Origin of the sequence: Pseudonocardia endophytica, assembly GCF_004339565.1 — a bacterium.
Taxonomy (GTDB): domain Bacteria; phylum Actinomycetota; class Actinomycetes; order Mycobacteriales; family Pseudonocardiaceae; genus Pseudonocardia; species Pseudonocardia endophytica.
The window spans coordinates 1,573,331-1,600,315 of the sequence record NZ_SMFZ01000001.1 but is presented as its reverse complement, the minus strand read 5'-3'; the positions used below and the strand labels follow the sequence as shown (position 1 = coordinate 1,600,315).

Sequence of the window (26,985 nt, the reverse complement as noted above, 5' to 3'; positions counted from 1 at the left end):
CCGGGTAAGGTCCCTGCCGGTGAGCGCTGGGAACGGGGCCGTCGGCGACGACCTCACGATCGACGAGCTGGGCGCGCGGGCCGGCATGACGGTCCGGAACGTGCGCGCCCATCTCTCGCGCGGTCTGCTGCATCCCGGAGTGCTGCGTGGACGCACGGCGTACTACGACCACAGCCACGTCGCCCGGCTGGAGCTGATCGCGTCGCTGCAGCGGCGCGGGTTCACGCTCGCCGCGATCGACGTCCTGATCAACCAGACGCCGTCGAACAGCGCCGAGGAGGCGCTGCGGCTCTACCGCGGGATGCTCGCCCCGTGGGAGCCGGAACCGCCGGTCGAGATGCGCGAGGACGAGCTGTCCGCATGGCTCGGCGTGCAACTGCCGTCGGACGCGCTCGCCGAGCTACGGACGTCCGAACTGATCGAGCCGGCCGGACCGGGGCGCATCCGGATCACGAGTCCGGCGCTGATCCGGTCCGGGGCGCAGGCCGTCGCGCTGGGCATCTCGCCGGAGGCCGTGCTGGCGGTGAACGCGCCGCTGCGGGAGCACACCCGCGGGGTGGCCGACCTGTTCCTGGCGCTGTTCCGCGACCACGTGTGGAAGGCGCACGTCGCCGCGGGGCTGCCGCGCGAGGGCGTCGTGGACGTGCGCACGGCCGTCGAGGGTCTGCAGCCGGTCGCCACGCAGGCACTGCTGGGGTCCTTCCGCACGTCGATGCAGGCGGCGATGGACGCGTTCATCGCCGAGCTGTCCGAGACGCTCACACAGGCACAGAAACCGTCGTAGACACCGGCGCCCCTGCGGGCAGCCCGACCGTGAACGTCGTGCGGCCCGGGACGCTGTCGACCGAGACCGTCCCGCCGTGCGCGGACACCACGGCCGCGACGATCGCCAGGCCGAGCCCGGTGCTCGGGGTGTCGTTCGCCGCGCGGGTCCGGGACTCGGCGCCGCGGGCGAACCGCTCGAACACGCGCGGGAGGATCTCCGGCGGGATGCCGGGCCCGTCGTCGCGCACGCTCAACAGCGCGCCGCCGTCCGGTCCGCTGCGCAGCCCGACCGTCACCGTCGTGCCCTCCGGGGTGTGGGTGCGGGCGTTCGTCAGCAGGTTCGCGACGACCTGGGCGAGCCGGCCCGCGTCGCCCTGCACGGTCACCGGCTCGTCCGGAAGATCCGGGATGAAGCGGTGCCCGGGGCCCGCGACGTGGGCGTCGCCGATCGCGTCGAGGACCAGGCGGGTGAGGTCGACGTCGGCGCGTTCCAGCGGCCGCCCGGCGTCCAGTCGGGCGAGCAGCAGCAGGTCCTCGACGAGCGCGCTCATCCGCTCGGCCTGCGACGAGATCCGGGTCAGCGCGTGCGCGGTCCCCGGCGGGACCGGGTCGCGCTCGCGCCGGGACAGCTCGGCGTAGCCGCGGATCGCGGCCAGCGGCGTGCGCAGCTCGTGGCTGGCGTCGGCGACGAAACGGCGCAGCCGGGTCTCCGAGTCCTGACGCGCGGCGAGCGCGCCCTCCACGTTGTCCAGCATCCGGTTCAGCGCGGTGCCGACCTGGCCGACCTCGGTGCCCGGGTCGGGGTCCGGCACCCGTGCGGCGAGATGCACCTCGCCACGATCCAGCGGGAGCTGCCCGACCCGGCCCGCGACGGCCGCGACCCGCTCCAGCGGCCGCATCTCGCGGCGCACCAGCACGGCCGCCGCGACGCCGGTGACCAGCACGGCACCGCCGAGCACGATCACCTCGATCAGCACGAGCCTGGCCAGCACGTCGGAGACCGGGCCGGTCTCGCGGGCCAGCACGTAGATCCGCCCGTTCATCACCTGCGCGGAAGCCTGGTACTCGCCACCGGCGAGCTCGACGTGCCGGGGCGGGTCGCCGGGCGCGACGGTGGCCAGCTCGGCCAGGTCGCTCGACGGCAGCGCCGACGTGCTGGCCCCGTCGTCCTCCAGGCGCTCGGCGCCGACCACCGTCCCGGACGTGCCCCCGGGGCCGTCGGGCGCGAACACGACGCCGACCGAACCGGGCGGCTGCGGGCCGAGGAAGCTCGATCCGCCGGGACCGCCCCCCTCACCACCGGGACCTCCCTGCCCGCCGGGCGGCCGCGGCAGCTGCCCGTTCTGGGCGCGGGCGAACCGGTCGGCCGACGAGACGACCTCGCCCTCCTGGCGGGCGTTCAGGAACCGGTCGAGAGCCACCGTCGTCGCCACCCCGATGGCCACGCACGCCAGCGCGAACAGCACCAGCACGGTGACCACCAGACGGGCGCGCAGCGAGCGCGCGCGGGGGATCACCCGCCCGCCGGGCGCAGGACGTACCCGGCCCCGCGCACCGTGTGGATCATCGGCGCGCGGCCGGCGTCGATCTTCTTGCGCAGGTAGGAGACGTACAGCTCGACCACGTTGGACTGTCCGCCGAAGTCGTAGTTCCACACCCGGTCGAGGATCTGGGCCTTGGACAGCACCCGGCGCGGGTTGCGCATCAGGAACCGGAGCAGCTCGAACTCGGTGGCGGTCAGCTCGACCGGCTCGCCTGCCCGGTGCACCTCGTGGCCGTCCTCGTCGAGCACCAGGTCGCCGACGACGAGCTCGCCACCCTGCCGCGCCGCCGTCATGCCCGCGCGGCGCAGCAGTCCCCGCATCCGCGCGACGAGCTCCTCCAGGCTGAACGGCTTCGTGACGTAGTCGTCGCCGCCGGCGGTGAGACCCGCGACCCGGTCCTCGACGGCGTCGCGCGCGGTCAGGAACAGCACCGGCACGTCGGGGGTGTCGGCGCGGATCTTGCGCAGCACCTCGAACCCGTCGAAGTCCGGGAGCATCACGTCGAGCACGACGGCGTCCGGGCGGAAGTCGCGGGCCGTCGTCACGGCCGTCCGTCCGTCGGCGGCGGTGCGGACGTCCCAGCCCTCGTACCGCATGGCCATGGCCAGCAGGTCGGACAGCGTCGACTCGTCGTCGACGACGAGCACCCGGATCGGGCTGCCGTCGCTGCGTCGTAGCTGCTCGGCGGGACGCTCACTCACGTCGGACATGGTAGGAGCACACCCTCCGAAACTGTGTGCCGCCTGTGAACGCCCTGTACGCCGGATCGGAAACCTGCCCGGTGACCCGCCGTCGCCGTCCCGTCACGCACCCGGCGCCGTTCTTCGGCACCATGTCCCCGACCGACGTCGATCTTCGGAGGCGAGATGGCAGTGAGCGCGGGAGCGGGGACCTGGACCGGCCGGTACCTGCTGGTGCTGGGCGACGACCTGATGGGCGACGACGACACCGCCGCCCGGGACGCCGTGCGCGAGCTGACCGGCCTGTCCGAGGTGACCAGCACCCGGGACGCCGGGGCCGCCTCGGGCGACGTCCGACCCACGTTGTTCGGCGGGTTGGGCATCGCCGTCGCGGAGCTGACATCGGCGCAGCTGGCGACGGCCCGGGCGGACGCCCGGCTGATCGGCGTCGAGCCGGAGCGGGTGCAGCGGGCGATCGGGGACCTGTCCGAGGAGTACCTGCGCGGGTTCGCCGACGCCGCACAGTTCCTGCACGGCAAGGCGGGCGGGGCGGCGCCCGGCGCGGGCCGGGTCGGCGTGGCGCAGTTCGGCGACACCGACCAGGCGACCTGGGGCCTTCAGGCGACCGGCGTGCTGGAGGCGAAGGAGACCGGCAAGGGCGTCACGGTCGCCGTGCTCGACACCGGGCTGGACCTGGAGCACCCGGACTTCGCGGGCCGCCAGATCCAGTCCCGCTCGTTCGTCGACGGCCAGCAGGTCCAGGACGTGCAGGGCCACGGGACGCACACGGCGGGCACCACCGCCGGGCCGCTCGCGCCGACGACCGGTCGCCGCTACGGCATCGCGCACGAGGCGACGCTGCTGGTCGGCAAGGTGCTCGGCGACGACGGCTCCGGCTCCGACGCGCAGATCCTCGAGGGCATCGACTGGGCGATCACCAGCGGCGCGAAGGTGGTCTCGATGTCGCTCGGCGCGGACGTGAACGAGGTGTCCACGGCCTACGAGAACGCGGGGAAGCGTGCCCTGGACGCCGGCTGCCTGATCGTCGCGGCCGCCGGCAACAACGCCGAGCGCAGCACGGGCAACGCCGGATTCGTCGGCGTGCCGGCGAACAGCCCGTCGATCATGGCGGTGGCGGCCGTCGACCGGAACCTCGCGATCGCCGACTTCTCGGCGGCCAGCTCGCAGGTCCCGGGCGGCCAGGTGGACATCGCCGGGCCCGGCGTGGACGTGTACTCGAGCTGGCCCCGGCCGCAGAACACGAACACGATCTCCGGCACGTCGATGGCCACGCCGCACGTGTCCGGCATCGCGGCGCTGTGGGTGCAGCGCGGCGTGACCGGTCAGCAGCTGTGGACCCAGCTCGTCCAGGCGGCGCAGCGGCTCGACCTGCCGTCGGCCGACGTGGGGTCCGGGCTGGTCAGGGCTCCGGGTGCCTGAGACGGTGTCCCGGTGAAGGTGCTGGTCACGGCGTCCGGTGGCACGCCGGTCGCGGACGTCGTCGCGCGGCTCGAGGCGGCCGGGGTGCAGGTGGACAAGGTCTTGGAGGCCGTCGGGGTGATCGTCGCGACGGTCGCCGACGGCGGCGTGCGCGCGCTGGCCGAGATCGAGGGCGTCGGGTCGGTGGAGGAGGACCGCGAGGTCCGCCTGCCGCCACCGGACTCGGACGTGCAGTGACCCGCCGACCGGCCGCGTGATCGGGTCCCGGGCAGTGTGGGCGGACGACCCCGTCCGTTCACGCTGCCGGACGGCCGATCATGCCGGTGATCCACGCGCCGGATGCGGCGTGGCCGGTTAGCGTCGGTGCGATGGAGTGCACCGCGCACGAGCCGATCGGCGTGACGGTCACCGGGGTGTCCGTGGCCGGGGCCGGAGCCGGTCTCGCGCCGCCGCTGCGCGATCTGCTCGCCGAGCACGGCGTCGCCGTCCTGCCGGACCAGTGGATCGACGACGACGCGTTCCTGACGTTCCTGCGCGGTTTCGGCGAGCTCGCGTTCACGGCGGGGGAGACGCCGCTGCCGGGCCACGACGACCTGAACGTGATCAGCAACGTCGGCCGCACCACGCCGCCGCGCAGCGTGTTCCACGTCGACACCAGCTACGTCCGCCGCCCGCCCGCCTACACCGCCCTGCGGGCCGTCTCGATCCCGGAGGCGGGCGGCGAGACGCTGTTCACGAACCAGTACCGCGCCTACGAGACGCTCCCGGAGGCGTTGCGGGACAAGCTCGCCGGCCGGACGATCCGGCACGTCGTCAGCGGCGTCGACCCGGGGGAGGGGCAGGAGACCGAGGCCGAGCACCCGGTGTTCCGCAGGCACCCGATCTCCGGGCGGGTCGCGCTCTACCTGTCCACGCCCGCCCGGTGCGTGGCGGTCAGCGGGATGGACGAGCAGGAGTCCGCCGACACGATCGCCCGGCTGTACGAGCACGCCACCCACGAACGGAACGTGTACCGGCACCGGTGGGCGCCCGGTGACGTCGTGATCTGGGACAACGCGTGCGTGCTGCACAGGGCGGACCACGACGGCGTCGTCGGCGACCGTGTCATGCACCGCGGCATGGTGGCCGGGACGGACGTGCCGTCAGCCGTCGCGTGAGGCCCGGAGACCGCGCAGGACGACGTCGACGATCGTGGCGATCGTGTCGTCGTCCGGCGGCCCGCCGTGCAGCATGGCGGCGTAGAGCACGGCGCCGTTGAGCATCAGTGCGGCCGCCTCCAGCTCGGGGCCGTCGGTGACGTCGGCGAGCACGCCGCGCATCACACGCTCGCCCTCGGCGGCGACACGGTCGCGCAGCTCGGCCAGTTCCGGGGATCCGGCCGCGCTGAGCTCGGCCATCGCGCCGAGCGCCCGGTGCGTGCCGCGGTCCTCCATCATCGATCGGAACCCGGACATCTGACCGATCAGGTCGGCCCGCGGATCGCCGCTCACGGAGGCGTGGTCGACCTCGGTCATCAGGGACAGCGCGGCGTGCAGCAGGTCCGTCCGGGTGGGCCAGTGGGTGTACAGCGTCGCCTTCGCATAACCGGCCGCCTCGGCGACACGCGTGTGCGTCACCGCGTCGGCGCCCTCGTCGACGAGGATCCGGTACGCGGCGCGGGGCACGTCGTCCCGGGTCCGCGCGACACGCGGATCCGTGCGGTCTCCTCGCGATGACATGTGCCCACCTCCCGGACTTTTTTTGAACTTATCGTTCAGTAGCGTTCGATCCGTCTTCTAACGGGTACACCCGGTCAGTACCTGCTCGTCCGTACATCGAAACCGGAGGACCCCGATGCCGGCCATTCTCTTCGGCTCCATCAGTACCGTCGCAGACACCTCCGAACTGCAGCGCGACGCGTTCAACCGCGCGTTCGCCGACCATGGTCTCGACTGGCACTGGGACCGCGACACCTACGTCGCGATGCTGAACAGCAACGGCGGTGCCGACCGCGTCGCCGAGTACGCCCGCTCCCGTGGCGTGGACGTGGACGCCGACGCGATCCACCGCACGAAGTCCGAGACGTTCCGCCGCCTGCTCCGCGCGTCCCCGCCGAAGCCCCGCCTCGGCGTCCCGGAGAGCGTCAGCGCCGCTCGTCGTGACGGCACCGCGGTCGCGCTCGTGACGACGACGTCGCCGGAGAACGTCGCCGCACTCGTCGAAGCACTGACGCCGCAGCTCGGTGACCAGCCGTTCGACCTGCTCGTCGACCGTGGCCAGGTCAGCGAGCCGAAGCCGGACGGCGCCGCCTACCGGTTCGCGCTGGACAAGCTCGGCGTGCGTGCCGAGGACGCCGTCGCGATCGAGGACAACGTCGGCGGCGTGCAGGCGGCACGCGAGGCCGGCGTCGCGGTCGTCGCGTTCCCGAACGAGAACACGTCCGGACACGACTTCGGTCCGGCCGCGGAGCGCGTCGACCGGATCGAGTACGGCCCGCTGCGCGCCCACCTGGGGGAGAACTCGTGAGCGAGCCCGCGAGCTCACCATCGACCACAGCAGCGCCACGAGTGCGGCCGACCAGTGCCGGCGAGGAGGACTCATGAGCACACCCGTCGCGAACGTCACCTCGACCGAGCGCGCGTTCCACGTCGAGGGCTACGAGAGGATCGACTTCAGCCTCGTCTACGTGGACGGCGCGTTCGACCCGGCGAACACCGAGGTCGCGGACGTCCACCGGCCGTACGGGCGCTGCCTGATGGTCGTCGACCGGACGGTCCTCGACCTGCACGGCGACGCGATCCGCGCCTACTTCTCCCACCACGGCATCGAGCTGACCGTGTTCGACGTCCGGATCGCCGAGACGGCGAAGAGCCTGCAGACCGTCGAGCGGATCGTCGACGCGTTCACCGAGTTCGGGCTCGTGCGTACGGAGCCGGTGCTCGTCGTCGGCGGCGGGCTGACCACGGACGTCGCCGGGTTCGCCTGCGCGTCGTTCCGCCGTGGCACGCCTTACGTCCGGATCCCGACGACGGTGATCGGCCAGGTCGACGCCAGCGTCGCGATCAAGGTCGCGGTCAACCACGGGAGGAGCAAGAACCGCCTCGGCGCCTACCACGCGTCGCAGAAGGTGATCCTCGACCCGTCGCTGCTGGCCACGCTGCCGACCGACCAGGTGCGCAACGGGATGGCCGAGCTGATCAAGATCGCGGTCGTCGCGAACAGCGGGATCTTCGACCTGATCGAGGAGCACGGGGAACGGCTGCTCGCCACCGGGTTCGGGCACGGCGAGGGCGGCAGCCACGAGCTGCGCGAGCTGGCGCACAAGTTCACCTACGACGCCGTCCAGACCATGCTCGAGCTGGAGGTCCCGAACCTGCACGAGCTGAACCTGGACCGGGAGATCGCCTACGGCCACACGTGGAGCCCGACGCTGGAGCTGGCGCCGGAGGTCCCGATGTTCCACGGCCACGCGATCAGCGTGGACATGGCGCTCTCGGCCACGATCGCCGAGCGCCGCAACTACATCACGACGCGCAGCCGGGACCGGATCCTCGGCGTGATGAGCCGGCTGGGGCTCTCGCTGGACAGCGGGTACCTGACGCCGGAGCTCCTGCACCGGGCCACCGAGTCGATCGTCCAGACCCGGGGCGGCCTGCTGCGCGCCGCCGTGCCACGCCCGATCGGCACGTGCTTCTTCGTCAACGACCTGACGCCCGACGAGTTGGAGGAGGCCCTGGTCGCGCACAAGGAGCTCGTGCGCACGTTCCCGCGGGGCGGCGACGGCGTGGACGTGTACGCACCGGCGGAGGCGGCGTGACGGCGGTGGATGCGCAGCCCCGGCCGGTCACGCCGGTGACGATCGCCGCCGAACGGCTCGCGCGTCTCGCGGAGCGCCTCGACGGCGAGGGCGCGGCCGAGGCGCGGGAGATCGCCGCGCTGGTCGGTGGTCTGGATCCGTACCTGGCGTCCTGCACGACGCCGGAGTCGTCCGAGCTGGCAGCCCTGGCATCGCGCACCCGCTCGGCGGACTGGGGCGACGGGCCACTGGAGCAGGAGATGCTGTCCGGGCACGTCGAGGGCCGGCTGCTCGCGTTCCTGGTGCACGCCACCGGGGCCCGACGGGTGCTGGAGATCGGCATGTTCACCGGCTACTCGGCCCTGGCGATGGCCGAAGCGCTTCCGGCCGGCGGCAACCTGGTGGCCTGCGAGATCGACTCCTCCGCCGCGGCGTTGGCCGCGGCGTCGTTCTCCGCGTCACCGGCCGGCCGGCGGATCGACGTACGAGTCGGCCCAGCCGTGTCCACACTGGACACGCTGGCGTCGGCGGGGGAGACGTTCGACCTCGTGTTCGTCGACGCGGACAAGGCCGGCTACGAGCAGTACCTGGAGATCCTCCTGACCGGTGGGCTGCTCGCGCCGAACGCGCTGGTCTGCGTGGACAACACGCTGATGCAGGGCGAGCCGTGGACGACCGGTTCGCCGAGCGCGAACGGCGCGGCGATCGCGGCGTTCAACCGGGCGGTGGCCGCCGACCCGCGCGTCGAGCAGGTCGTGCTGCCCGTGCGCGACGGGCTGACCCTGATCCGGCGCATCTGATGGCCCGGCTGCGCACGCTCGGCATGCTGGCGCTGCTGACCGCGGCGCTCCCGCTGGATGCGGCCGTCACGGCGACGGCGTGGCTGGCCGGGCGGGTGCGCGGCGCGCGGTCACCGGCCGCGGCACGGGCCACGCGCGGGGACGACGCGCCGCCCGGGGTGGGCGACACAGCGCCGGGCGGGGCGGGCGATGCGGCGTCGCGCGGGGTGGACGGCCGCGGGGCACACGACGCGGCGCCGCGCACGGTGCTGCTCAGCGGCGGCAAGATGACCAAGTCGCTGGCGCTGGCGCGGGCGTTCCACCGCGCCGGGCACCGGGTGGTGCTGGCCGAGTCGGCGCGCCACCGGCTCACCGGTCACCGGTTCTCCCGGGCCGTCGACCGGTTCCGGACGATCCCGGAGCCGACCGACCCCGGCTACGCCGACGCGCTGCTGGAGATCGTGCGCGCGGAGGACGTCGACGTCTACGTGCCGGTGTGCAGTCCGGTGTCCAGCGTCGCCGACGCGCGGGCCGTACCGGTGCTGGCGCCGCACTGCGAGGTGCTGCACGTCGGACCGGACGTGATCGGCCTGCTGGACGACAAGGACCGGTTCGCCGAGGCCGCGGCGTCGTTCGGGCTGGACGTGCCGGAGACGCACCGGATCACCGACCCGGCCCAGGTCGCCGCGTTCGACTTCGACGCACGACCCGGCCGGACGTTCGTGCTCAAGTCGATCGCCTACGACCCGGTCCGCAGGCTCGACCTCACGCCGCTGCCGCGCCCCACCCCCGCCGGGACGGAGGCGGTCGCGCGGTCGCTGCCGATCTCGTCGGAGAACCCGTGGATCCTGCAGGAGTTCGTCGAGGGCCGGGAGTTCTGCACGCACAGCACCGTCCGCGACGGTGAGGTGACGCTGCACGGGTGCTGCGCGTCGTCGTCGTTCCAGGTGAACTACGGCCACCTGGAGCGGCCGGCCATCGAGAAGTGGGTGCGACGGTTCGTCGGCGGGCTCGGGCTGACCGGCCAGGTGTCGTTCGACTTCATCGAGGCCCGCGACGGGCGGCTGGTCGCGATCGAGTGCAACCCGCGCACCCACTCGGCGATCACGATGTTCCACGACACGCCGGGCGTCGCGGACGCCTACCTCGGCCGCGGCACCGGGACGCTGGTGCCACGCCCGGGTGCCCGCCCCACCTACTGGACGTACCACGAGGTGTGGCGGCTGCTGAGCGGTCCGGACCGGCTCGGCACGCTGCGGACGATCCTGCGCGGGACCGACGCCGTGCTCGACCGCGACGACCCGCTCCCGTTCCTCGCCCTGCACCACCTGCAGATCCCGTGGCTGCTGCTGCGCACGCTGCGCCGCGGGCCGGACTGGGTGCGGATCGACCTGAACATCGGCAAGATCGTCGAACCGGCGGGGGACTGATGCGTGCCTACACGCCGGGGGCGTCGCCGCAGCCGGCCGCCGGCGAGACCCGCGCGGCCCTGCGCGTCCTCCATCTGACCGGCTCGGCGGTGTCCGACGAGTTCGTCGACCTGTCGCTGCTCTACGCCAGGGACTGCCTGGCCGCGACGGCCGACCCGGCCCGCTGGGAGCCGCACCTCGCGCACGTCACGCCGGACGGCTGCTGGCGCTTCCCGTGGTCCCTGGAACCGGAGGTGGTCGCGGCGTCCACGCCGGTGACGGTCGGGGACGCGATCCGCATGATCACCGAGCTGGCCCCGGACGTGATGGTGCCGCAGATGTTCTGCCCGCCCGGCATGACCGGCCACCGGGCGCTGTTCGACGTGCTCGGCGTCCCCTACGTCGGCAACCGGCCGGACGCGACGGCGCTGTCGGTGGACAAGCCGAAGGCCCGGGCCGTCGTCGCGGCGTCCGGTGTGGACGTCCCGCGCGGTGAGGTGGTGCGGCCCGGCGGCCGGCCCACGCTCGCGCCGCCGGTCGTGGTGAAGCCGGTCGACGCGGACAACTCGTCCGGCGTGACGCTCGTGCGGTCCACACAGGACTACGACGACGCGCTGACGGAGGCGTTCCGGCACTCGTCGGCCGCGCTCGTCGAGGAGTACGTGGAACTGGGTCGGGAGGTGCGCTGCGGTGTGCTCGAACGCGACGGCGCGCTCGTCGGACTGCCGCTCGAGGAGTACGCGATGGACCGGACGTCGAAGCCGGTGCGCGGCTACGACGACAAGCTGGCCCGCTCCGAGGACGGCGACCTGCGCCTGATGGCCAAGGACGGCGAGCGGGCCTGGATCGTCGACCCGTCGGACCCGGCGACCCGACCGGTCCAGGACGCGGCGCGCGCCTGCTACGCGGCGCTCGGGTGCCGGCACTACGGCCTGTTCGACTTCCGGATCGACCCGTCCGGCCGCCCGTTCTTCCTGGAGGCGAGCCTCTACTGTTCGTTCGCGACGACGAGTGTGGTCGCCACGATGGCGCGCGCGGCCGGCATCGAGCTACCGGAGCTGTTCGCGACGAGTGTGGAGGCCGCCCTGCGGTCCTGACGCGGCAGCGCCGCAGCCCCGACTCGTACCGACCCGGCCGAGATCGCAGCCATGGCGGTACCGCTGCCGTTCGCACCACCATGTGTGCGATCTCGGCGCTGATCGGCCGGGGCGGACCGACCCGGCGCCGCCGGGCCGCGCCCGCACCGCGCCACCGCTAGCGTCGTGGACGCCTCGACCTCCGGCGCCGTCGCCGCGGCACGAGGTACGACCATGGCTGAGGTGCCCAACCCGATCGAGCGCACGGCTCCGCCGGGGTTCGTCTCGGGTGCGATCGAGGGCGCCCGCCACGGTTCCAGCTCGAGGAGCGCGAACACCTCGGCCGGCGAGTCCAGGAGAGCCGGCGGGAGGACGTCGATGACGACCTGTGCCGCCGGATCGACGTCGATCGTGTGGCTCATCGGCAGCAGGTCGCTCGGATGGTGGGGAACGTCAGCGGTCGGCCAGGCCGAGGTCGACCTCGAGCTCGTCCCACGACACCGCACCCGGCGCGCGTTCGCCGGCGTTCCTCAGCATCGCGCGGTAACCGTCATGACCCGATGGTAGCGGCCACCCCCGACGATCCCCCGGATCTCAGCGCGCCCGCCAGTACCCCGTGGCGTAGACGGCGCGGCGGTCGAGCTTGCGGTCCTCGAGCAGGTGCGCCCGCAGGTCCTTGACGGCTGCGGACTCGCCGGAGAGCCACGCCTGGCCCTTCCCGGACGGCAGGTCGGCCGCCCGCACGGCCGCGACCAGCGGCTCCCCGGCCGGCGCGTCGCCCCGGTGCACCCATGTGACCCGAGCCGAGCCGGGAAGTGACTGCTCCTCACCGGCGTCCGCGACCTCGAGGAACGCGTGCACCGGGACCGGGCCGTCCAGCGTCTCCAGCACGGTCGCGACGGCGGGCAGCGCCGACTCGTCACCGATCACGACGTGGAAGTCCGCGGCCGGATCCGGCGTCCAGCGACCGCCGGGCTCGGACACGCCGACCCAGCTGCCCGGCTCCGCACGCGACGCCCAGTCGGCGGCCGGGCCGTGCCCGTCGTGCACGACGAAGTCGACGTCCAGCTCACCGGCACCGGCGTCGAACCGCCGCACGGTGTACGTGCGGATCGCCGGTCGCGCCTCACCCGCCGGCCAGACCGGTCCGCCGGTGCTCGCACGCGGGACGGCCGGGACGTCCTGCCCGGGGAGCGGGAAGAACATCTTGATCCGCCGGTCCGGGCCCTCACCCGGGAACCCGTCGAGATCGTCGCCCGCGAGCGTCACGCGGATCATCCTCGGCGTCACGTGCGTCGTTCGGCGGACCTGGAGCAGGCGCGGTGCGGTCGTCGTCATGGCGGTCCCAGTGTCGCTCACACCGACCGCCCGGCGTTCTGCGGTCGCCGTTACGCGCGGACAACGGGGCGGTAACCACCGCCGACGACGCTGGGTCCCGATGACCGACACCCACTGCCCGTACTGCTCCCTGCAGTGCGGGATCCGCATGGGCCCCGACCGGGAGCTCACCGGCCGCGACGACTTCCCGGTGAACCTCGGCGGTCTGTGCGTGAAGGGGGCGAACGCCGCCGAGCTGCTGACCCATCCCGGTCGCCTCACCACTCCTCTGGTCCGCGACCGCGGTGCGCTCCGCCCGGCGACGTGGGACGCCGCGCTCGACCGGGTCGCGGCGGCGATCACGGCGGCACAGGACGAGCACGGGCCGGACGCGGTCGGGTGTTTCGGCGGCGGAGGCCTGACGAACGAGAAGGCCTACCAGTTCGGCAAGTTCGCTCGGGTCGGTCTCGGCACCGCGATGATCGACTACAACGGCCGCTTCTGCATGTCCTCGGCCGCCGCGGCGGCGAACCGGGCGTTCGGGATCGACCGCGGCCTGCCGTTCCCGCTGCCCGACGTGGCCGAGGCGGACGTCGTGCTGCTCGTCGGCTCCAACCCGGCGGACACGATGCCGCCCGCCATGCGCTGGTTCACCGCCGGGCGCGAGCGCGGGGCGCGCCACATCGTCGTCGACCCCCGCCGGACGGCGACCGCCGCACTCGCCGACGCGCACCTCGCGGCCGTGCCGGGCACCGACATCGCGCTCGCGAACGGGTTGCTGCACATCGCAATCCGCGACCGTCTGATCGACGAGAACTACATCGCGGAGCGCACCACCGGGTGGGAGGCGGTACGACGGGCCGTCCGCTCCGACTGGCCGGACCGCACCGAACGGATCACCGGCGTCCCGGTCGCGGACCTGGAGGCCACGGTGCACGCCCTGGCGGGCGCCGAGCGGGCCATGATCCTCACCGCGCGGGGCGCCGAGCAGCATGCGGACGGCGTCGCGACGGCGACGGCGTGGATCAACCTGGCGCTCGCGCTGGGCCTGCCGGGCCGCGACACGGGCTCCGGCTGGGCGACCGTCACCGGCCAGGGCAACGGGCAGGGCGGGCGCGAGCACGGGCAGAAGGCCGACCAGCTCCCCGGCTACCGGAGCCTGGCGAACCCGGAGCACCGCGCGTTCGTCGCGGACGTCTGGGGCGTCGACGCCGACGAGCTCCCGGCGCCCGGCGTGTCCGCCTACGAGCTGCTCGAGCGGTGCGGCACGGACGTTCGCGTCTTGCTGCTCGCCGCGTCGAACCCGGTCGTGTCCGCTCCGGACGCCGCGCGCGTCGTCGAGCGGCTCGGCGCGCTCGACCTGCTCGTCGTGACCGACTTCGTGCTCTCCGAGTCGGCGCGCCTGGCCGACGTCGTGCTGCCGACGACGCAGTTCGCCGAGGAGGACGGCACGCTGACCAACCTGGAGGGACGGGTGCTGCGACGACGACGGGCGCTCGACCCGCCGGACGGCGTCCGGTCCGAACTGGACATCTGGCACGACATCGCCGACCGCCTCGGCCGCGGGAAGTTCTTCCCGACCGACCCGCAGGACGTCTTCGACGAGCTACGCCGCGCCTCGGCCGGCGGCGTCGCCGACTACGCCGGCATCAGCTGGGAACGCCTCGACGCGGGCGAGCAGCTGTTCTGGCCCTGCCCCTCCGAGGAGCACCCCGGTACCCCGCGGCTGTTCGCCGACCGGTTCCCGACGCCGGACGGGCGGGCCCGGTTCGTCGCCGTCGCCCACCGTGGGGTGACCGAACGGCTGGAGCGCCGGTTCCCGTACCTGCTGACCACCGGCCGCAGCCGCACCCACTACCAGTCCGGAGCGCAGACCCGTCGCAGCACGGCGCTGGACACGGCCGAGCCCGAGCTCTACGCCGAGCTGCACCCGCGTCTGGCCGCGGCCACCGGGATCTCCGACGGCGAGGGAGTCCGGCTCACCACCCGCCGCGGGTCGGTCGTGGCCCGGGCACGGCTCGTCGACGGCATCCGCACCGACACCGTGTTCCTCCCGTTCCACTGGGCCGGCGTCAACGACCTGACCAGCCCACGTCTGGACCCGACGTCGCGGATGCCCGAGTTCAAGACGTGCGCGGTGGCCGTCGCACCGGCCGGGGTCGAGGAGGTCGGCGCGTGACCCGGAAGGACCTCGTCGTGATCGGCAACGGGATGGCGGGCGCCCGCGCGCTGGAGGAGATCATCGCCCGACCGGGAGCGGAGCGGTTCCGGATCACCGTGTTCGGCGACGAGCCGGGCGGCAGCTACAACCGGATCCTGCTGAGCCGCGTGCTCGCCGAGGGACCCGACGAGATCGACGACATCTACCTCAACCCGGTGGACTGGTACGCCGAGCACGACGTCACGCTGTACCCCGGCGTGCGCGTCGTGCGGATCGACCGGCCGGGGCGCAAGGTGTTCGCCGACGACGGCACGGTCGTCGGCTACGACACGCTGATCATCGCGACCGGGAGCCGGTCCGCGTTCCCACCGATCGACGGCATGTGGTCCGACGACGCGACGCTCACGCCGGGTGTGTTCGGGTTCCGCACGATCGACGACACGGCCGCGATGCTCGACCACGCGCGCGACGTCCCGAACGCCGTCGTGATCGGTGGCGGGCTGCTCGGGCTCGAGGCCGCGCACGGCCTGCAGCAGCACGGCGTCGACGTGCACGTCGTCCAGAGTGGACCGGTCCTGATGAGCCGCCAGCTCGACGCCGAGGCGGGGGCGATCCTGCGGCGCGTGCTGGAGCGCGACCACGGCATGCACGTCCACACCGGGCACCGCCCGGTGGCGATCCGCAGTGCCGGGTCGGTGACCGCGGTCCTGCTCGCGGACGGCACCGTGATCGACACCGGGATGGTGGTGGTGGCCGCCGGTACGCGGCCGAACGTGGGGCTCGGCGTCGCGGCCGGGCTGACCGTGGAACGCGGGATCGTCGTCGACGACCGGATGCGCTCGGTCGACGACCCGGACGTGTACGTCGTGGGGGAGTGCGCGCAGCACCGCGGGGAGGTGTACGGGCTGGTCGCGCCGCTGTGGGAGCAGGCGGCCGTGCTCGCCGACGTGCTGACCGGTGCCGATCCGGACGCCGAGTACCACGGCTCGCGCACCGCGACGAAGCTGAAGGTCGCCGGCGTCGACGTCGCGTCCATGGGGGTGCGCGCCCCGGAGGGCGAGGACGACGAGGTGGTGCGCTACTCGGAGCCGAAGCGCGGCATCCACAAGTCGGTCGTGCTGCGCGACGGCCGGTTGGTCGGCGCGACGCTGCTCGGCGACACGTCGAAGGTGGCCTACCTGCAGCAGGTCCTCGACCGCGGACTCCCGTTGCCGGAGGACCGCGCCGAGCTGCTGTTCACGCTGTCCGGGGCCGCCCCGGCGGAGGACGTGTCCGAGATGGACGGGTCCACACAGGTCTGCAACTGCAGCGGCGTGTCCAAGGAGGAGATCGTGGCCTGCGTCGAGGGCGGGGAGACGAGCGTGCCCGGCGTGGTCGCCGCGACGCGTGCCGGGACGGGCTGCGGGACGTGCCGCGGGCTCGTCGAACGGATCGTCACCTGGGCCGCGGAGTCCGCCCCGTGCTGCGCGGCCTGCGGCCACCCGGCCGGGTAGCGCGCGCTCACCCACGCTTCCGAGCCGCGCCCCGCCACCGAGCCGCGTCCCACCCACCGAGCGGCACCCCGCCACCCGCCGAACCGATGTGGCAGTCGTTCGCCTCATGTGAACGGATGTCACCCTCGTTCGGAGCGCGCGCGGCGGCGGGTGCCGGTGAAGCGGCGGGTGCCGGGGGTCAGTGCGGCGAGGAGCGGGGCGGCGGCGCAGGCCGCGGCACAGGTCGCCAGCACCGGAGTCGTGCCGAACGCCGTGATCGCCGGTGCGATGAGCGCCAGCCCCAGCGGGGCCAGGCCGTAGGACACCAGGAAGTCCAACGACGACACCCTGGCCAGCTTCGACGGCTCCACCTCCCGCTGCACGGCCGTGAACCACGGCACGTTGAAGAGCTCGATCCCGATACCGCACACCACGTACGCGGCCACCACGACCCAGACCGGCAGCGGCACGAGCAGCGACAGCGGCGCCACCGCGTACAGCGCGAGCCCGCCGAGCGCCACCCACCCCCGCGCGACCGGACGCCACCTCGAGACCAGCACGGCGCCGGCGAGTGCGCCCACCGTGTACCCGGTGAGCGCGCCGGCCAGCACGGCCTCGCTGCCGTAGACGTCGCGGCTGACCAGCGGCAGCGCGACGCCGGTCGCGGAGTAGCCGGTGGCGATCACGGTGGCCAGCGCGCCGAGCCCGGCCAGGAACCACGGATGCCTGCGGGCCTCGGTGACGCCGTCGGCGAAGTCCCGCCAGAACGACGAACCGGTCACCCCCGCGGCCGGCCGGCCGGTACCCCGGGGCGGCACCAGCGCCGCGAGGACCCACAGGACCCCGATCCCGGCGACGAGCGCGCGCACCGGCAGCACCGCGGCCAGGAGCGCGGCACCCGCCGGGGCGACCAGCGTGGTCACCCGGACCGCGAACGTCGTCGCCGCGTTCGCCTGCTGACGGCGGTCGGCGTCGACGACCTCGGCGACGAGCGCCTGGAACGCCGGCCGGCAGGCGCCCTGCCCGGCGCCGGCGACCAGCGAGCCCGCGACGAGCAGCCAGCCCGGTCCTGCGCCGAGCCCGGCGGCGACGGCCGCGGTGCCCGCCGTCGCGGCCAGGCCCGACCACAGCACCGTCGCGCGCCGGGAGTACCGGTCCGCCAGCACGCCGCTGACCGGGACCGCGGCCAGGAAACCCGCGGTGCGCACGCCGAGCGCGACGCCCAGCCACACCGGGTCGAGCGTGCCCTCGAGCACGGCGAGCCCGAGGACGAACGGCAGCGCCCATGTCGCGAGACCGGACGCCGTCGTGCCGGCCCAGAGCCGCAGGAACCGCGGCTCGCGCAGCACCGAGCGGGTGGTCGTGGCCGTCACCGCGGCACGTCCGTCATGTACGCGGCGAACCGCTCGAGGCCGTCGATGTTGCGGGGCCCGCTGATGCCCTCGTTGTAGTCGAGCACGAAGAACCGGTTGCGCTGCACGGCGGGCACGCTGCGCAGCGCGGGGTGCGAGCGCAGGAACGCGATCTTCTGCTGCGCGCTCCGGTCACCGTAGTCCAGCACCATGATCACCTCCGGTCGTCGCTGCACGACCGTCTCCCACCCGACGTCGGTCCACCGTCCGTCCACGTCGGACAGAATATTCCGGCCGCCCGCGATCCGGATGATGTCGTTCGGCGGGACCTGGTTCGCCGCGGTCGCGGGGCGGTCGGTGCCGGAGTCGTAGAGGAACACCGGCGGCGGGGTGCCGCCGGTCGGCGCCGACGCCTCGACGGCGGCGACCCGCCGCTTCATCCCCGCCACCACCGCCGCGGCCCGGTCCGGCACGCCGAAGATCGCGCCGAGCCGCGTCATGTCCTCGTAGAGCCCTTCCAGCGGGGTCGTGCGCCGCGGGAACCCCGGGTAGTTCCAGCACGTCTCGGCGTGCATGAACGACTGGATGCCGAGCCGGTCGAGCAGTGCGGGGGTGATGCCGCGCTCGTCGGAGAACCCGGACCGCCAGCCTGCGACGACGAGGTCGGCGCCCGCGTCGACGACGAGCTCGCGGTTGAGCAGGTCGTCGGACAGCATGTCGACGCGTGCGTACTCCGCGGCCCACGGGGACTCGGTGACCGGCGGGTTCGCCGGCGGCATCACGTAGCCGCGCACGCGGTCGGTGAGCCCGAGCGCGAACAGCTTGTCCGCGCTGCCGCCCTCGTAGGCGACGGCGCGGTGCGGCGGCCGGTAGGCGACCTGCTCCCCGCACCGGGGGACCGTCGTCGTCGCGGGGCCCGCGGTGTCCTCGACATGCGCGCCGCAGGCGGACAGCGCCAGCGAGGCGGCGAGCAGCAGGGCGACGGCAGGGCGCACGGGGAGTCCTCTCACGGCAGGGGCAGGGTGTAGAGCAGTTGCGGCGCACCGGTGTCCGGGTGCCCGACGACGCGGGTGCGCACGCCGAACACGGCCTCGACGAGGTCCGTGGTCAGCACCTCGGCGGGCGGCCCGGACGCGACCAGCCGGCCGTCCGAGAGCACGCCGATGCGGTCGCACGCGGTGGCGGCGAGGTTGAGGTCGTGCAGCACGACGAGCACGGTCACGCCGCTGTCCCGCAGCACGGCCAGCAGGCCGAGCTGGTGGGCGACGTCGAGGTGGTTCGTCGGCTCGTCGAGCACCAGCACCTCGGGCTCCTGGGCGAGCGCGCGGGCGGCCAGCACGCGCTGGCGCTCGCCACCGGACAGCGTGAGCACGCCGCGGTCGGCGAGCGTGTCGACGCCGACGCGGCGCATCGCGTCCGCGCAGACCGCGTGGTCGCGCGGGCCGAGCCTGCGGTTGCCGCGCAGGTGGGGTGCCCGGCCGAGCGCGACCACCTCGCGGACCGTGAAGTCCAGATCGGACCCGTAGTGCTGGGCCATCACGGCGAGCCGGCGGGCACCGTCGCGCAGGCTCACCGAGGTGACGTCGGTACCGTCCACACGCACCGTGCCGCGGACCGGGGCGAGCGCGCGGTAGGCGCAGCGCAGCGCCGTCGACTTCCCGCTGCCGTTCGGTCCGACCAGGCCCACGACCGTCCCGGACGCCACGTCGAGGCTCAACTCGCGGACGACCTCGCGTCCGTCAAGGGCGACGGTCAGCCCGTCGAGCGCCAGGTCCATCACGTGCCGCCGAACACGTACCCGCGGCGGCGGACCAGCGCCAGGAACACCGGGACACCGACCAGTGCCGTGACGACGCCGATCGGCAGCTCGCGGGGCGCGACGACGGTGCGCGCCAGCAGGTCGACCCACACCGCGAGCAGCGCGCCGACCAGCGGCGCGATCACCAGCACGGCCGAGTGCGACGCACCGGCGACCATCCGCACGAGGTGCGGCACGATCAGCCCGACGAACCCGATCGCGCCGCTGACCGCGACCATCGCGCCGGTCATCACCGAGGTCAGGACGAACAGCCTGCGCCGCAGCACCCGGACGTCCACACCGGACCCGACGGCCGTCTCGTCGCCGAGCGCCAGCACGTCGAGGTCACGGGCGTTGCGCCACAGCACGACCGCCCCCGCGACCACGACGACGGCGACCACCGGCAGGGACTCCCACGTCGCGCCGCCGAACCCGCCGAGGCTCCAGAACAGCACCGTCGCGGTGGACTCGCCCTGCGGTACGAGGTAGACGAGCAGCGCCATCCCGGCCTGGAACGCGTAGGCCAGCGCGATCCCGGTGAGCACGAGCCGCAGCGGAGACCCGCCTCGCGCGACGAGCCCGACCAGCGCCGTCGCCGCCAGAGCACCGAGGAACGCCCCGACCGAGAGCGCGTGCACACCGAGCGCCGCGAGCGAGCCGGTGACCAGCACCGCGACCGCCCCGACGGACGCGCCGGAGGACACCCCGAGCACGAACGGGTCGGCCAGCGGGTTGCGCACCAGTGCCTGCACGGCCACGCCCACCGCGGCCAGCCCGGCCCCGACGAGTGCCGCCAGCAGCACCCGCGGCGTGCGCAGCTGCCACACGATCTCGTAGAGCGGCACCTCGTCGGCCCGGATCGTGCCGCCGAACACGGCCGCGCCGAGCAGCCGCGCCGTCCCGGCCGGTGGGACGGCGGCGGGCCCGAGCCCGATCGCGAGCAGGATCGAGCCCAGCAACGCGAGGCACAGCACCGGGGTGGCCAGATTCTTGAACATGATTGTCGATATTGGTAACACCCGTCCCCGGTGACCGTCCAGAGCTGTACGTCACGCTTGCCCGAAGTAAATGAAAATGCTTACCGTTACGACCGTGATCGAGCGAACCGTCCGCACCGTCCGAGGGCTCGTCGACGACGTGCTCGCCGGGGCCCGCGGACCGTCCCCGGCAGGTCTCGTCGCGACGAGCGTCTTCCGGCTCACCCACGGCACGCGCCTCGCGGGCTCGTCGACGACCTACCGGAACCGGTACGTGCTCGTCCGGGTCGGGCGTGCGTTCGGGGCGGCGTCCGTCGCTGCGGACACGCCCGACCCGGACGGGTGGTGCGACGCGTCCGGGAGCCCGGTGGAGGTGCTGTTGCGTGACGAGTGCGAGCCGCTGCGGATCGCGGCGCTGGACGCCTACCTCGCCGCCGTCCGTCCGTTCCGCGACGACCCGGTACCGGAGCGCGTGCTGCTGCCGGACGGCACGCCGGAGGAGCGTGCGGTGGCCCGGGACGCGGCCGTCGCGGGACTTCTCGACGTGCGGCCGGGGGCCAGGGTGGCGCTGATCGGTGTGGTGAACCCGCTGGTCGCGGCCATCCGGGACCGCGGGGCCGAGTGCCTGCCATGCGACCTGGACCTGCGCACGACGCACTGGGGCGACGTGGTCGCACGGGACGCGGCCGAGGTGATCGACGCCGCCGACGCCGTCGTCGCGACCGGGATGACGTTGGCCAACGGGACGTTCGACGCCATCGTGGACCGCTGCCGCGACCGCGGCGTCCCGCTCACCGTCTACGCGCAGACCGGCGCGGCCGTCGCCCGCGCGTTCCTCGGGTCCGGTGTGGACGCACTGTCCGCCGAGCCGTTCCCGTTCTCCCAGTTCAGTGCCGAGCCGACGGCGCTGTACCGGTACCGGTCGTGAGAACCGGGACCGGGAGCTGCGGAGCCCACCACGGCGAGTTGCTCCAGGGCTGGTTCACCGACGCCGCCGACGTCGCGCGTCCCGGCCTCGTCACGCTGCCGTTGCCCGGGTGCGCCGTGCGCGCGACGTTCACGCCGGGGGGCCGCGGGATCACCGTCTCGCCGCCGGACCGGTCCAAGGCGGACCGGGCCGCCCGGCTGGCCGCCGAGGCCGTCGGGGCGCCGGGTGGTGACCTCGTCCTGGACGGTGGCGTGCCGGCCGGGCTCGGCATGGGGTCGTCGACGGCCGACGTCGTCGCGACCGTCCGGGCCGTCGCCGACACCTGCGGAGTGGTGCCGTCACCGCGGACGATCGCGCGGATCGCGGTCGGGGCCGAGGCGGCGAGCGACCCGCTGATGTTCGACGACCGCCCACGCCTGTTCGCACACCGCGACGGCGACGTGCTCGAGGACCTCGGCGCCGCGCTGCCGCCGCTGCGCGTGCTCGGTTGCCTGCTGGAGAGCGGACGGCCGGTGGACACACCTCTGGCCCGCCCGCCCCGGCCGTCGCCCTCTGAGGTGGCGTTCTACGCGGACCTGCGCGGACGGCTGCGACGCGCCGTCGTCACCGGAGATTCGGATCTGCTCGGCCGGGTGGCGACGGCGAGCGCGCTCCGCGCACGGCCGGGCCCCGACGTGGAGCGCCTGCGCTCCGTCGCGGCAGCGACCGGCGCCGTCGGGGTGCAGATCGCACACAGCGGCAACGTCGCCGGGCTGCTGTTCGACGCGGCCGGTCCCCTGTCCGGCCCCCACCGCGCCGCTGCGGCGCTGCGGGCACACGGCCTGCCACCCACCCGACTCTTCGCCATCGGAGGACGACCGTGGACGCACACGTCGCCGACGCCGTCGGACGACCGGACCTGGTCCGTCTCGACGACCGGCTGATCTGCCTGCGCTTCGAGACGATGAAGGTGCTCTCGGCGGACGCCGCGGTACGCCGGCTGCTGGCGGACGGCGCCGTCGCGCCGGGGGACACGCTGCTGGACTCCTCGAGCGGGATCTACGCCTACGCGCTGGCGCTGGCCTGCCACCGGCACGGGATGCGCTGCCACATCGTCGGGTCGACGACCGTCGACGAGGCGGTGCGCGTGCAGCTGGAACTGCTCGGCGCGACGCTGGAACGGATGCCGCCGTCGTCGGACCTGAAGCTGGACCAGAGCCGCCGGGTCGCGCGCATCCGGGAGCTGCTCGAGGCCGACCCGCGCCTGCACTGGATGCGCCAGTACCACGACGACGTGCACTACCTCGGGTACCGCCCGGTCGCCGACGCGATCCGGTCCGCCGCCGGGCCGGTGCCGCTGACCGTGGTCGGCGGCGTCGGGTCCGGGGCGTCGACCGGAGCGCTGGGCCGGTTCCTGCGGGCGGGCGAGCCGCCGGGGGAGCGGACCCGGCTGGCCGGGGTGCAGCCGTTCGGCAGCGTCACGTTCGGCAGCGAGCACGTGCACGACCCGGAGATCATCATTGCCGGGATCGGCTCCTCCATCCCGTTCGGGAACGTCGACCACGGCGGCTACGACAGCGTGCACTGGACCGGGTTCACCGCGGCGCTGTCCGGGAGCGTCGACCTGATGCGGCGGCACGCCGTGTTCGCCGGTCTCTCGAGCGGCGCCGCCTACCTGGCGGCGCGCTGGGAGCGTGCCCACGACCCGTCGCGCACCGTCGTGGTGGTCGCCGCGGACACCGGCCACCGCTACCTGCACTCCGTGTTCGCCCGGCACGGAGAGGCGACGCCGCTGGACGAGCTCGAGCCGGTTCCGGTGCGGCACACCGGCGAGCTCGCGTTGCCGTGGTCGCGGATGGAGTGGGCGGGGGCGCCGGCGCCAACCCTCGCGTCCACCTAGGACGGATCTCGCGCGAGCCCGGTCCAGACGAGATCCATCAGGAACTCGGTGGCCTGCTCGGCCGACACACGCCGCGCCGGGTCGAGCTGTCCGCGCCACACGGCCAGCCGCTCGCACGCGCCGACGATCACCTGTGCCCACCCGGTCAGCCGGGCCGGGTCGGTGTCCGGTGCCTGGGCGCCGAGCAGGCTCGCGATGAAGTCGGTCTGCTGGGTCCGGACCTCCTCCAGTGCCTGGGCGGCCACGCCCGCCTCGGAGTAGAGCAGCGTCCAGGCGGGCGCCCGCGCGTCGAGGTAGTCGAAGAACGCCCTCGTGCCCCGGCGCAGCATGTCCTCCGGGGTCGTCGCCGCGGCCGCCGCCGTCGCGGTGGCGTCCAGCAGCTCGGCCCGTGCACGGCCGATGCAGGCCAGCAGCAGGCCCTCCTTGGACCCGAAGTGCGTGTACAGCACCGGCTTCGTCACGCCGACGCGTTCGGCGACCGTGTCCATCGAGGCGCCCGCGTAGCCGCGGCTGGAGAACACGTCCACGGCCGCGTCGAGGATCTGCTGCTCGCGCTCGGCGCGGCCGACCCTCTTGCGGGCGGGGCTGGTGGACACCGCGACACCCTATCCGTCGGTGGTTACTCGTGGTAAGTTACCGGCGGTAACACCATCTGGGGAGGGTGGATGAGCACGCAGCAGGTGGACACGGTCATCGTCGGGAGCGGCTTCGCCGGGCTCGGCGCCGCGGTCGCGCTGGACGCCGACGGCCGCCGGGACTGGGTGATCCTGGAGAAGGGGTCGTCGCTCGGCGGCACCTGGCGGGACAACGTCTATCCGGGCTGTGCCTGCGACGTCGAGTCCCACCTGTACTCGTTCTCGTTCGCCCCGAATCCGGAGTGGACGCGCACGTTCGCCCGCCAGTCGGAGATCCGGTCCTATCTGGAGGACGTCGCCGACCGCTACGCGCTGCGCGACCGGATCCGTTTCGATGCGACGGTCGACGGCGCCGAGTGGAACGACGGCGGCTGGGACGTCCGCCTGGCCGACGGCACGACGATCCGGGCCCGCTACGTCGTGTTCGGGACCGGCGCGCTGCACGAGCCGTCCGTCCCGGAGATCGAGGGTCTGGACCGGTTCGCCGGGCCGGCCTTCCACTCCGCGCAGTGGGACCACTCCCTCGACCTGGCCGGCAAGCGGGTCGCCGTGATCGGCACCGGGGCGAGCGCGATCCAGTTCGTGCCCGCCATCGCGCCGGAGGTCGCGTCGCTGACGCTGTTCCAGCGCACCGCGCCGTGGGTGCTGCCGAAGCCGGACAAACCGATCCGCGAGCGCACCCGCCGCCTGTTCCGGCACGTGCCAGGCGTGCGGGCGGCGTACCGGTCGTCGCTGTACTGGCGGCACGAGGCGCTCGTCGCGGGGTTCATGCACCCGCCCCTGATGAAGGCCGCCGAGCGGCTCGGGCGTGCCTACCTCCGCACCACGTTCGCCGGTGACGCGGAGCTGCGCGAGAAGGTCACGCCGACGTTCACCATGGGGTGCAAGCGCATCCTGATGTCCAACGACTACTACCCGGCCCTGCGCCGGGACAACGTCGCCGTCGAGACCGGCGGGATCACGCGGATCACCGAGCGCGGCGTGGTCACCGACGACGGGGTCGAGCACGAGGTCGACGTCATCGTCTTCGGCACCGGGTTCCGGGTCGGCGACGGGATGAGCCGGATGGCCGTCACCGGCCGCGACGGGGTCAAGCTCACCGACGCCTGGCGCGACGGCTCGCAGGCGCTGCTCGGCACGACGGTCGCGGGCTTCCCGAACCTGTTCACGCTCGTCGGGCCGAACACCGGTCTCGGGCACAGCTCGATGGTCTACATGATCGAGTCGCAGGTGAACTACGTGCTCGACGCGATGCGGACGGTCGACGCGAACCGGGCCGTCGCGATCGACACCCGACAGGAGTCGCAGGACGCGTTCAACGACGATATCCAGTCTAAACTGGACAAAGCGGTCTGGAGCCGGGGCGGTTGCGGCAGCTGGTACCTCGACGAACACGGACGAAACCGGACACTCTGGCCCGGATACACCTTCACGTTCCGCCGGCGTACGCGCCGGGTCGACCCGTCGCACCACGAGCTCATCGCCTGAGTAGCTTCTCGCGGATGCCCTTCCCGTACGCGATCCCGACGACCACCCGGTTCCGCGGCATCACCGTCCGCGAGGGCGTGCTGATCGAGGGTCCTGCGGGCTGGGGCGAGTTCTGCCCGTTCACCGAGTACGACGACGCGGAGTCCGTCCCGTGGCTCTCCTCGGCCAGGGAGGCGGCGGAGTCGGGGTGGCCGGAGCCGGTGCGTGGTTCCGTGCCGGTCAACTGCACCGTGCCGGCCGTCGACCCGGAGCAGGCGTTCCGGATCGTGCGTGACTCGGGGTGTGCCGCCGCGAAGGTGAAGGTGGCGGACATGCCCGGTTCGCTGCCCGCCGACCTCGCCAGGGTCGAGGCGGTGCGCGGCGCTCTCGGACCGTCCGGCGCGGTCCGGGTGGACGCCAACGGCGCGTGGACCGTCGAGGAGGCGGTGCACGCGATCACGATGCTGGAGCGGTCGGCGGGCGGGCTCGAGTACGTCGAGCAGCCCTGCCGGACCGTCGACGAGCTGGCTCGGGTCCGGCGCCGGGTGGACGTGCGGATCGCGGCCGACGAGTCGATCCGCCGGGCCGACGACCCGCTGCGCGTGGCGCTCGCCGGTGCCGCGGACGTGGCCGTGCTGAAGGTGGCCCCCCTCGGAGGGGTGCGACGCGCGCTGGAGATCGCCGACGCCTGCGGTCTCCCGGTGGTGGTGTCCTCTGCGCTGGAGACCGGCGTCGGCATGGCGGCCGGACTGGCCCTGGCCGGTGCGCTGCCGGAACTGCCGTTCGCCTGCGGTCTGGGGACGGCGTCGCTGCTGACCGACGACGTCGTCGCGCCGGAGGAGGCGTTCGTCGCGGTCGACGGCGTCCTGCCGGTGCCCCGACGAGCGCCTGACCCGGTCCGCCGCGACGCCCTCGCCGCCGATCCCGTCCGCGCCCTCTGGTGGCACGACCGCCTGGACCGCGTGAGCGCCCTCCTGCCCTGACCCGTTCCGCCAAGATCGGCGGAAGTGGCAGCGGCGTGCCACCAGTGGCGTGTCTCGACCGGTTCTGCCGATCATGCGGGCTGTGGTGCGCGTCCGGCGGGTCATGATCGGCGGGAGTGGCAGTGGTGCGCCATGGGTGGCGCGCTCCGACCGATTCCGCCGATCACGAGGCTGTGGTGCGCGCCAAGTGGCCCATGATCGGTGGGAGTATCGGTAGCGCGCCATCAATGGCGCGTTCCGATCGATCCTGCCGTCAGCTCGGCTCCGCGTCCTCGCCGGATCCATGATCGGCGGAAGTGGCGGCAGCACGCCATGAGCGGCGTGTCTCGACCGGTTCTGCCGATCATGCGGGCCGTGGTGCGCGCCAGGAGGCCCATGATCGGCGGGAGTGGCAGCAGCGCGCCATCAGTGGCGCGTTCCAGCCGATTCTGCTGATCAAGGTAGTGGGTCGGGTGTCCCGGGCTGACCCATCCTCGGCGGGAGTGGCAGCAACGCGCCACCGGGGGCGTGTCTCGACCGGTTCTGCCGATCATGTGGGCCGTGGTGCG

25 protein-coding genes are annotated in these 26,985 nt (G+C 73.6%); 16 read left to right on the top strand and 9 right to left on the bottom strand.

Annotation, left to right across the window (positions count from 1 at the left end):
* Positions 1–19 precede the first annotated feature (19 nt).
* Positions 20–784, top strand: coding sequence for a MerR family transcriptional regulator (locus EV378_RS07110; protein WP_132421969.1), 765 nt, complete (start codon positions 20–22; stop codon positions 782–784).
* Here EV378_RS07110 and EV378_RS07105 read toward each other — a convergent pair.
* Positions 759–2,282, bottom strand: a complete 1,524-nt coding sequence (locus EV378_RS07105; RefSeq protein ID WP_132421967.1) for a sensor histidine kinase — start codon at positions 2,280–2,282, stop codon at positions 759–761. The genes EV378_RS07110 and EV378_RS07105 overlap by 26 nt on opposite strands.
* Positions 2,279–3,010, bottom strand: a complete 732-nt coding sequence (locus EV378_RS07100; RefSeq protein WP_424511211.1) for a response regulator transcription factor — start codon at positions 3,008–3,010, stop codon at positions 2,279–2,281. The genes EV378_RS07105 and EV378_RS07100 overlap by 4 nt, the downstream gene beginning before the upstream one ends.
* Before the next feature lie 165 nt (positions 3,011–3,175).
* On the opposite strand from EV378_RS07100, the gene EV378_RS07095 reads away from it, so the two are divergent.
* The 3 genes from EV378_RS07095 to EV378_RS07085 all read left to right on the top strand — a co-directional run bounded on the left by EV378_RS07095 (position 3,176) and on the right by EV378_RS07085 (position 5,586).
* Entirely contained in the window at positions 3,176–4,429 is a 1,254-nt protein-coding gene (locus tag EV378_RS07095; RefSeq protein WP_132421963.1) for a S8 family serine peptidase, read from the top strand.
* Positions 4,430–4,441: 12 nt separating this feature from the next.
* On the top strand, positions 4,442–4,666 hold the full coding sequence (locus EV378_RS07090; protein WP_132421961.1) for a hypothetical protein: 225 nt from the start codon (positions 4,442–4,444) through the stop codon (positions 4,664–4,666).
* Between the two features lie 131 nt (positions 4,667–4,797).
* On the top strand, positions 4,798–5,586 hold the full coding sequence (locus EV378_RS07085) for a TauD/TfdA dioxygenase family protein (RefSeq protein WP_132421959.1): 789 nt from the start codon (positions 4,798–4,800) through the stop codon (positions 5,584–5,586).
* Here the strand turns inward: EV378_RS07085 and EV378_RS07080 are convergent.
* A complete protein-coding gene (locus EV378_RS07080; protein WP_132421957.1) occupies positions 5,572–6,147 on the bottom strand; it encodes a TetR/AcrR family transcriptional regulator in 576 nt (191 codons plus the stop codon). The two genes, EV378_RS07085 and EV378_RS07080, sit on opposite strands and share 15 nt — an antisense overlap.
* A gap of 115 nt (positions 6,148–6,262) precedes the next feature.
* Here EV378_RS07080 and EV378_RS07075 point away from each other — a divergent pair, with 115 nt between their 5' ends.
* From EV378_RS07075 to EV378_RS07055, 5 genes are all read left to right on the top strand, one after another.
* Positions 6,263–6,934, top strand: a complete 672-nt coding sequence (locus EV378_RS07075; protein WP_132421955.1) for an HAD-IA family hydrolase — start codon at positions 6,263–6,265, stop codon at positions 6,932–6,934.
* Between the two features lie 73 nt (positions 6,935–7,007).
* On the top strand, positions 7,008–8,225 hold the full coding sequence (locus EV378_RS07070) for a sedoheptulose 7-phosphate cyclase (protein ID WP_132421953.1): 1,218 nt from the start codon (positions 7,008–7,010) through the stop codon (positions 8,223–8,225).
* The gene (locus EV378_RS07065) at positions 8,222–9,004 is read left to right on the top strand and encodes an O-methyltransferase (RefSeq protein ID WP_132421951.1); all 783 of its coding nucleotides are present in this window, start codon (positions 8,222–8,224) and stop codon (positions 9,002–9,004) included. Before EV378_RS07070 ends, EV378_RS07065 begins: the two co-directional genes overlap by 4 nt.
* Positions 9,004–10,413 carry an ATP-grasp domain-containing protein gene (locus EV378_RS07060; protein ID WP_243653328.1) on the top strand — a complete coding sequence of 470 codons (1,410 nt, stop codon included), beginning with the start codon at positions 9,004–9,006 and terminating at the stop codon, positions 10,411–10,413. The genes EV378_RS07065 and EV378_RS07060 overlap by 1 nt, the downstream gene beginning before the upstream one ends.
* Positions 10,413–11,489 (top strand): D-alanine--D-alanine ligase family protein, encoded by a 1,077-nt coding sequence (locus EV378_RS07055; protein WP_132421950.1) that lies wholly within the window; start codon positions 10,413–10,415, stop codon positions 11,487–11,489. Before EV378_RS07060 ends, EV378_RS07055 begins: the two co-directional genes overlap by 1 nt.
* Before the next feature lie 573 nt (positions 11,490–12,062).
* On the opposite strand, the gene EV378_RS07050 is transcribed toward EV378_RS07055, so the two are convergent.
* Positions 12,063–12,806, bottom strand: a complete 744-nt coding sequence (locus EV378_RS07050) for a siderophore-interacting protein (protein WP_132421948.1) — start codon at positions 12,804–12,806, stop codon at positions 12,063–12,065.
* A 100-nt stretch (positions 12,807–12,906) separates the two neighbouring features.
* On the opposite strand from EV378_RS07050, the gene EV378_RS07045 reads away from it, so the two are divergent.
* Complete coding sequence (locus EV378_RS07045) at positions 12,907–14,964, top strand: molybdopterin oxidoreductase family protein (RefSeq protein ID WP_132421946.1); 2,058 nt, start codon at positions 12,907–12,909, stop codon at positions 14,962–14,964.
* A complete protein-coding gene (locus tag EV378_RS07040; protein ID WP_132421944.1) occupies positions 14,961–16,439 on the top strand; it encodes an FAD-dependent oxidoreductase in 1,479 nt (492 codons plus the stop codon). Before EV378_RS07045 ends, EV378_RS07040 begins: the two co-directional genes overlap by 4 nt.
* Positions 16,440–16,558: 119 nt before the next feature.
* Here the strand turns inward: EV378_RS07040 and EV378_RS07035 are convergent, their stop codons facing one another.
* From EV378_RS07035 to EV378_RS07020, 4 genes are read right to left on the bottom strand one after another with little or no spacing between them, the layout of a single operon-like run.
* Complete coding sequence (locus tag EV378_RS07035) at positions 16,559–17,791, bottom strand: MFS transporter (RefSeq protein WP_243653327.1); 1,233 nt, start codon at positions 17,789–17,791, stop codon at positions 16,559–16,561.
* Complete coding sequence (locus tag EV378_RS07030) at positions 17,788–18,765, bottom strand: ABC transporter substrate-binding protein (RefSeq protein WP_207908589.1); 978 nt, start codon at positions 18,763–18,765, stop codon at positions 17,788–17,790. Before EV378_RS07030 ends, EV378_RS07035 begins: the two co-directional genes overlap by 4 nt.
* Positions 18,766–18,776: 11 nt before the next feature.
* The gene (locus EV378_RS07025) at positions 18,777–19,547 is read right to left on the bottom strand and encodes an ABC transporter ATP-binding protein (RefSeq protein ID WP_132421940.1); all 771 of its coding nucleotides are present in this window, start codon (positions 19,545–19,547) and stop codon (positions 18,777–18,779) included.
* Positions 19,547–20,566, bottom strand: coding sequence for a FecCD family ABC transporter permease (locus EV378_RS07020; protein ID WP_132421938.1), 1,020 nt, complete (start codon positions 20,564–20,566; stop codon positions 19,547–19,549). The genes EV378_RS07025 and EV378_RS07020 overlap by 1 nt, the downstream gene beginning before the upstream one ends.
* 94 nt (positions 20,567–20,660) lie before the next feature.
* On the opposite strand from EV378_RS07020, the gene EV378_RS07015 reads away from it, so the two are divergent.
* Genes EV378_RS07015 through EV378_RS07005 form a run of 3 tightly spaced genes read left to right on the top strand, consistent with a single transcriptional unit; the run spans position 20,661 to position 23,352 of the window.
* Entirely contained in the window at positions 20,661–21,473 is an 813-nt protein-coding gene (locus tag EV378_RS07015; RefSeq protein WP_165922174.1) for a Rossmann-like domain-containing protein, read from the top strand.
* Positions 21,470–22,396 (top strand): GHMP family kinase ATP-binding protein, encoded by a 927-nt coding sequence (locus EV378_RS07010; RefSeq protein WP_132421934.1) that lies wholly within the window; start codon positions 21,470–21,472, stop codon positions 22,394–22,396. Before EV378_RS07015 ends, EV378_RS07010 begins: the two co-directional genes overlap by 4 nt.
* Positions 22,333–23,352, top strand: a complete 1,020-nt coding sequence (locus EV378_RS07005; protein ID WP_132421932.1) for a pyridoxal-phosphate dependent enzyme — start codon at positions 22,333–22,335, stop codon at positions 23,350–23,352. The genes EV378_RS07010 and EV378_RS07005 overlap by 64 nt, the downstream gene beginning before the upstream one ends.
* Here the strand turns inward: EV378_RS07005 and EV378_RS07000 are convergent.
* A complete protein-coding gene (locus EV378_RS07000; protein ID WP_132421930.1) occupies positions 23,349–23,948 on the bottom strand; it encodes a TetR/AcrR family transcriptional regulator in 600 nt (199 codons plus the stop codon). The genes EV378_RS07005 and EV378_RS07000 overlap by 4 nt on opposite strands.
* 69 nt (positions 23,949–24,017) lie before the next feature.
* Here EV378_RS07000 and EV378_RS06995 point away from each other — a divergent pair, with 69 nt between their 5' ends.
* Together EV378_RS06995 and EV378_RS06990 are read left to right on the top strand one after the other, a co-directional pair.
* Positions 24,018–25,475 (top strand): flavin-containing monooxygenase, encoded by a 1,458-nt coding sequence (locus EV378_RS06995; protein WP_132421928.1) that lies wholly within the window; start codon positions 24,018–24,020, stop codon positions 25,473–25,475.
* 14 nt (positions 25,476–25,489) lie between these two features.
* A complete protein-coding gene (locus tag EV378_RS06990) occupies positions 25,490–26,437 on the top strand; it encodes an o-succinylbenzoate synthase (protein ID WP_132421926.1) in 948 nt (315 codons plus the stop codon).
* Positions 26,438–26,985 lie beyond the last annotated feature (548 nt).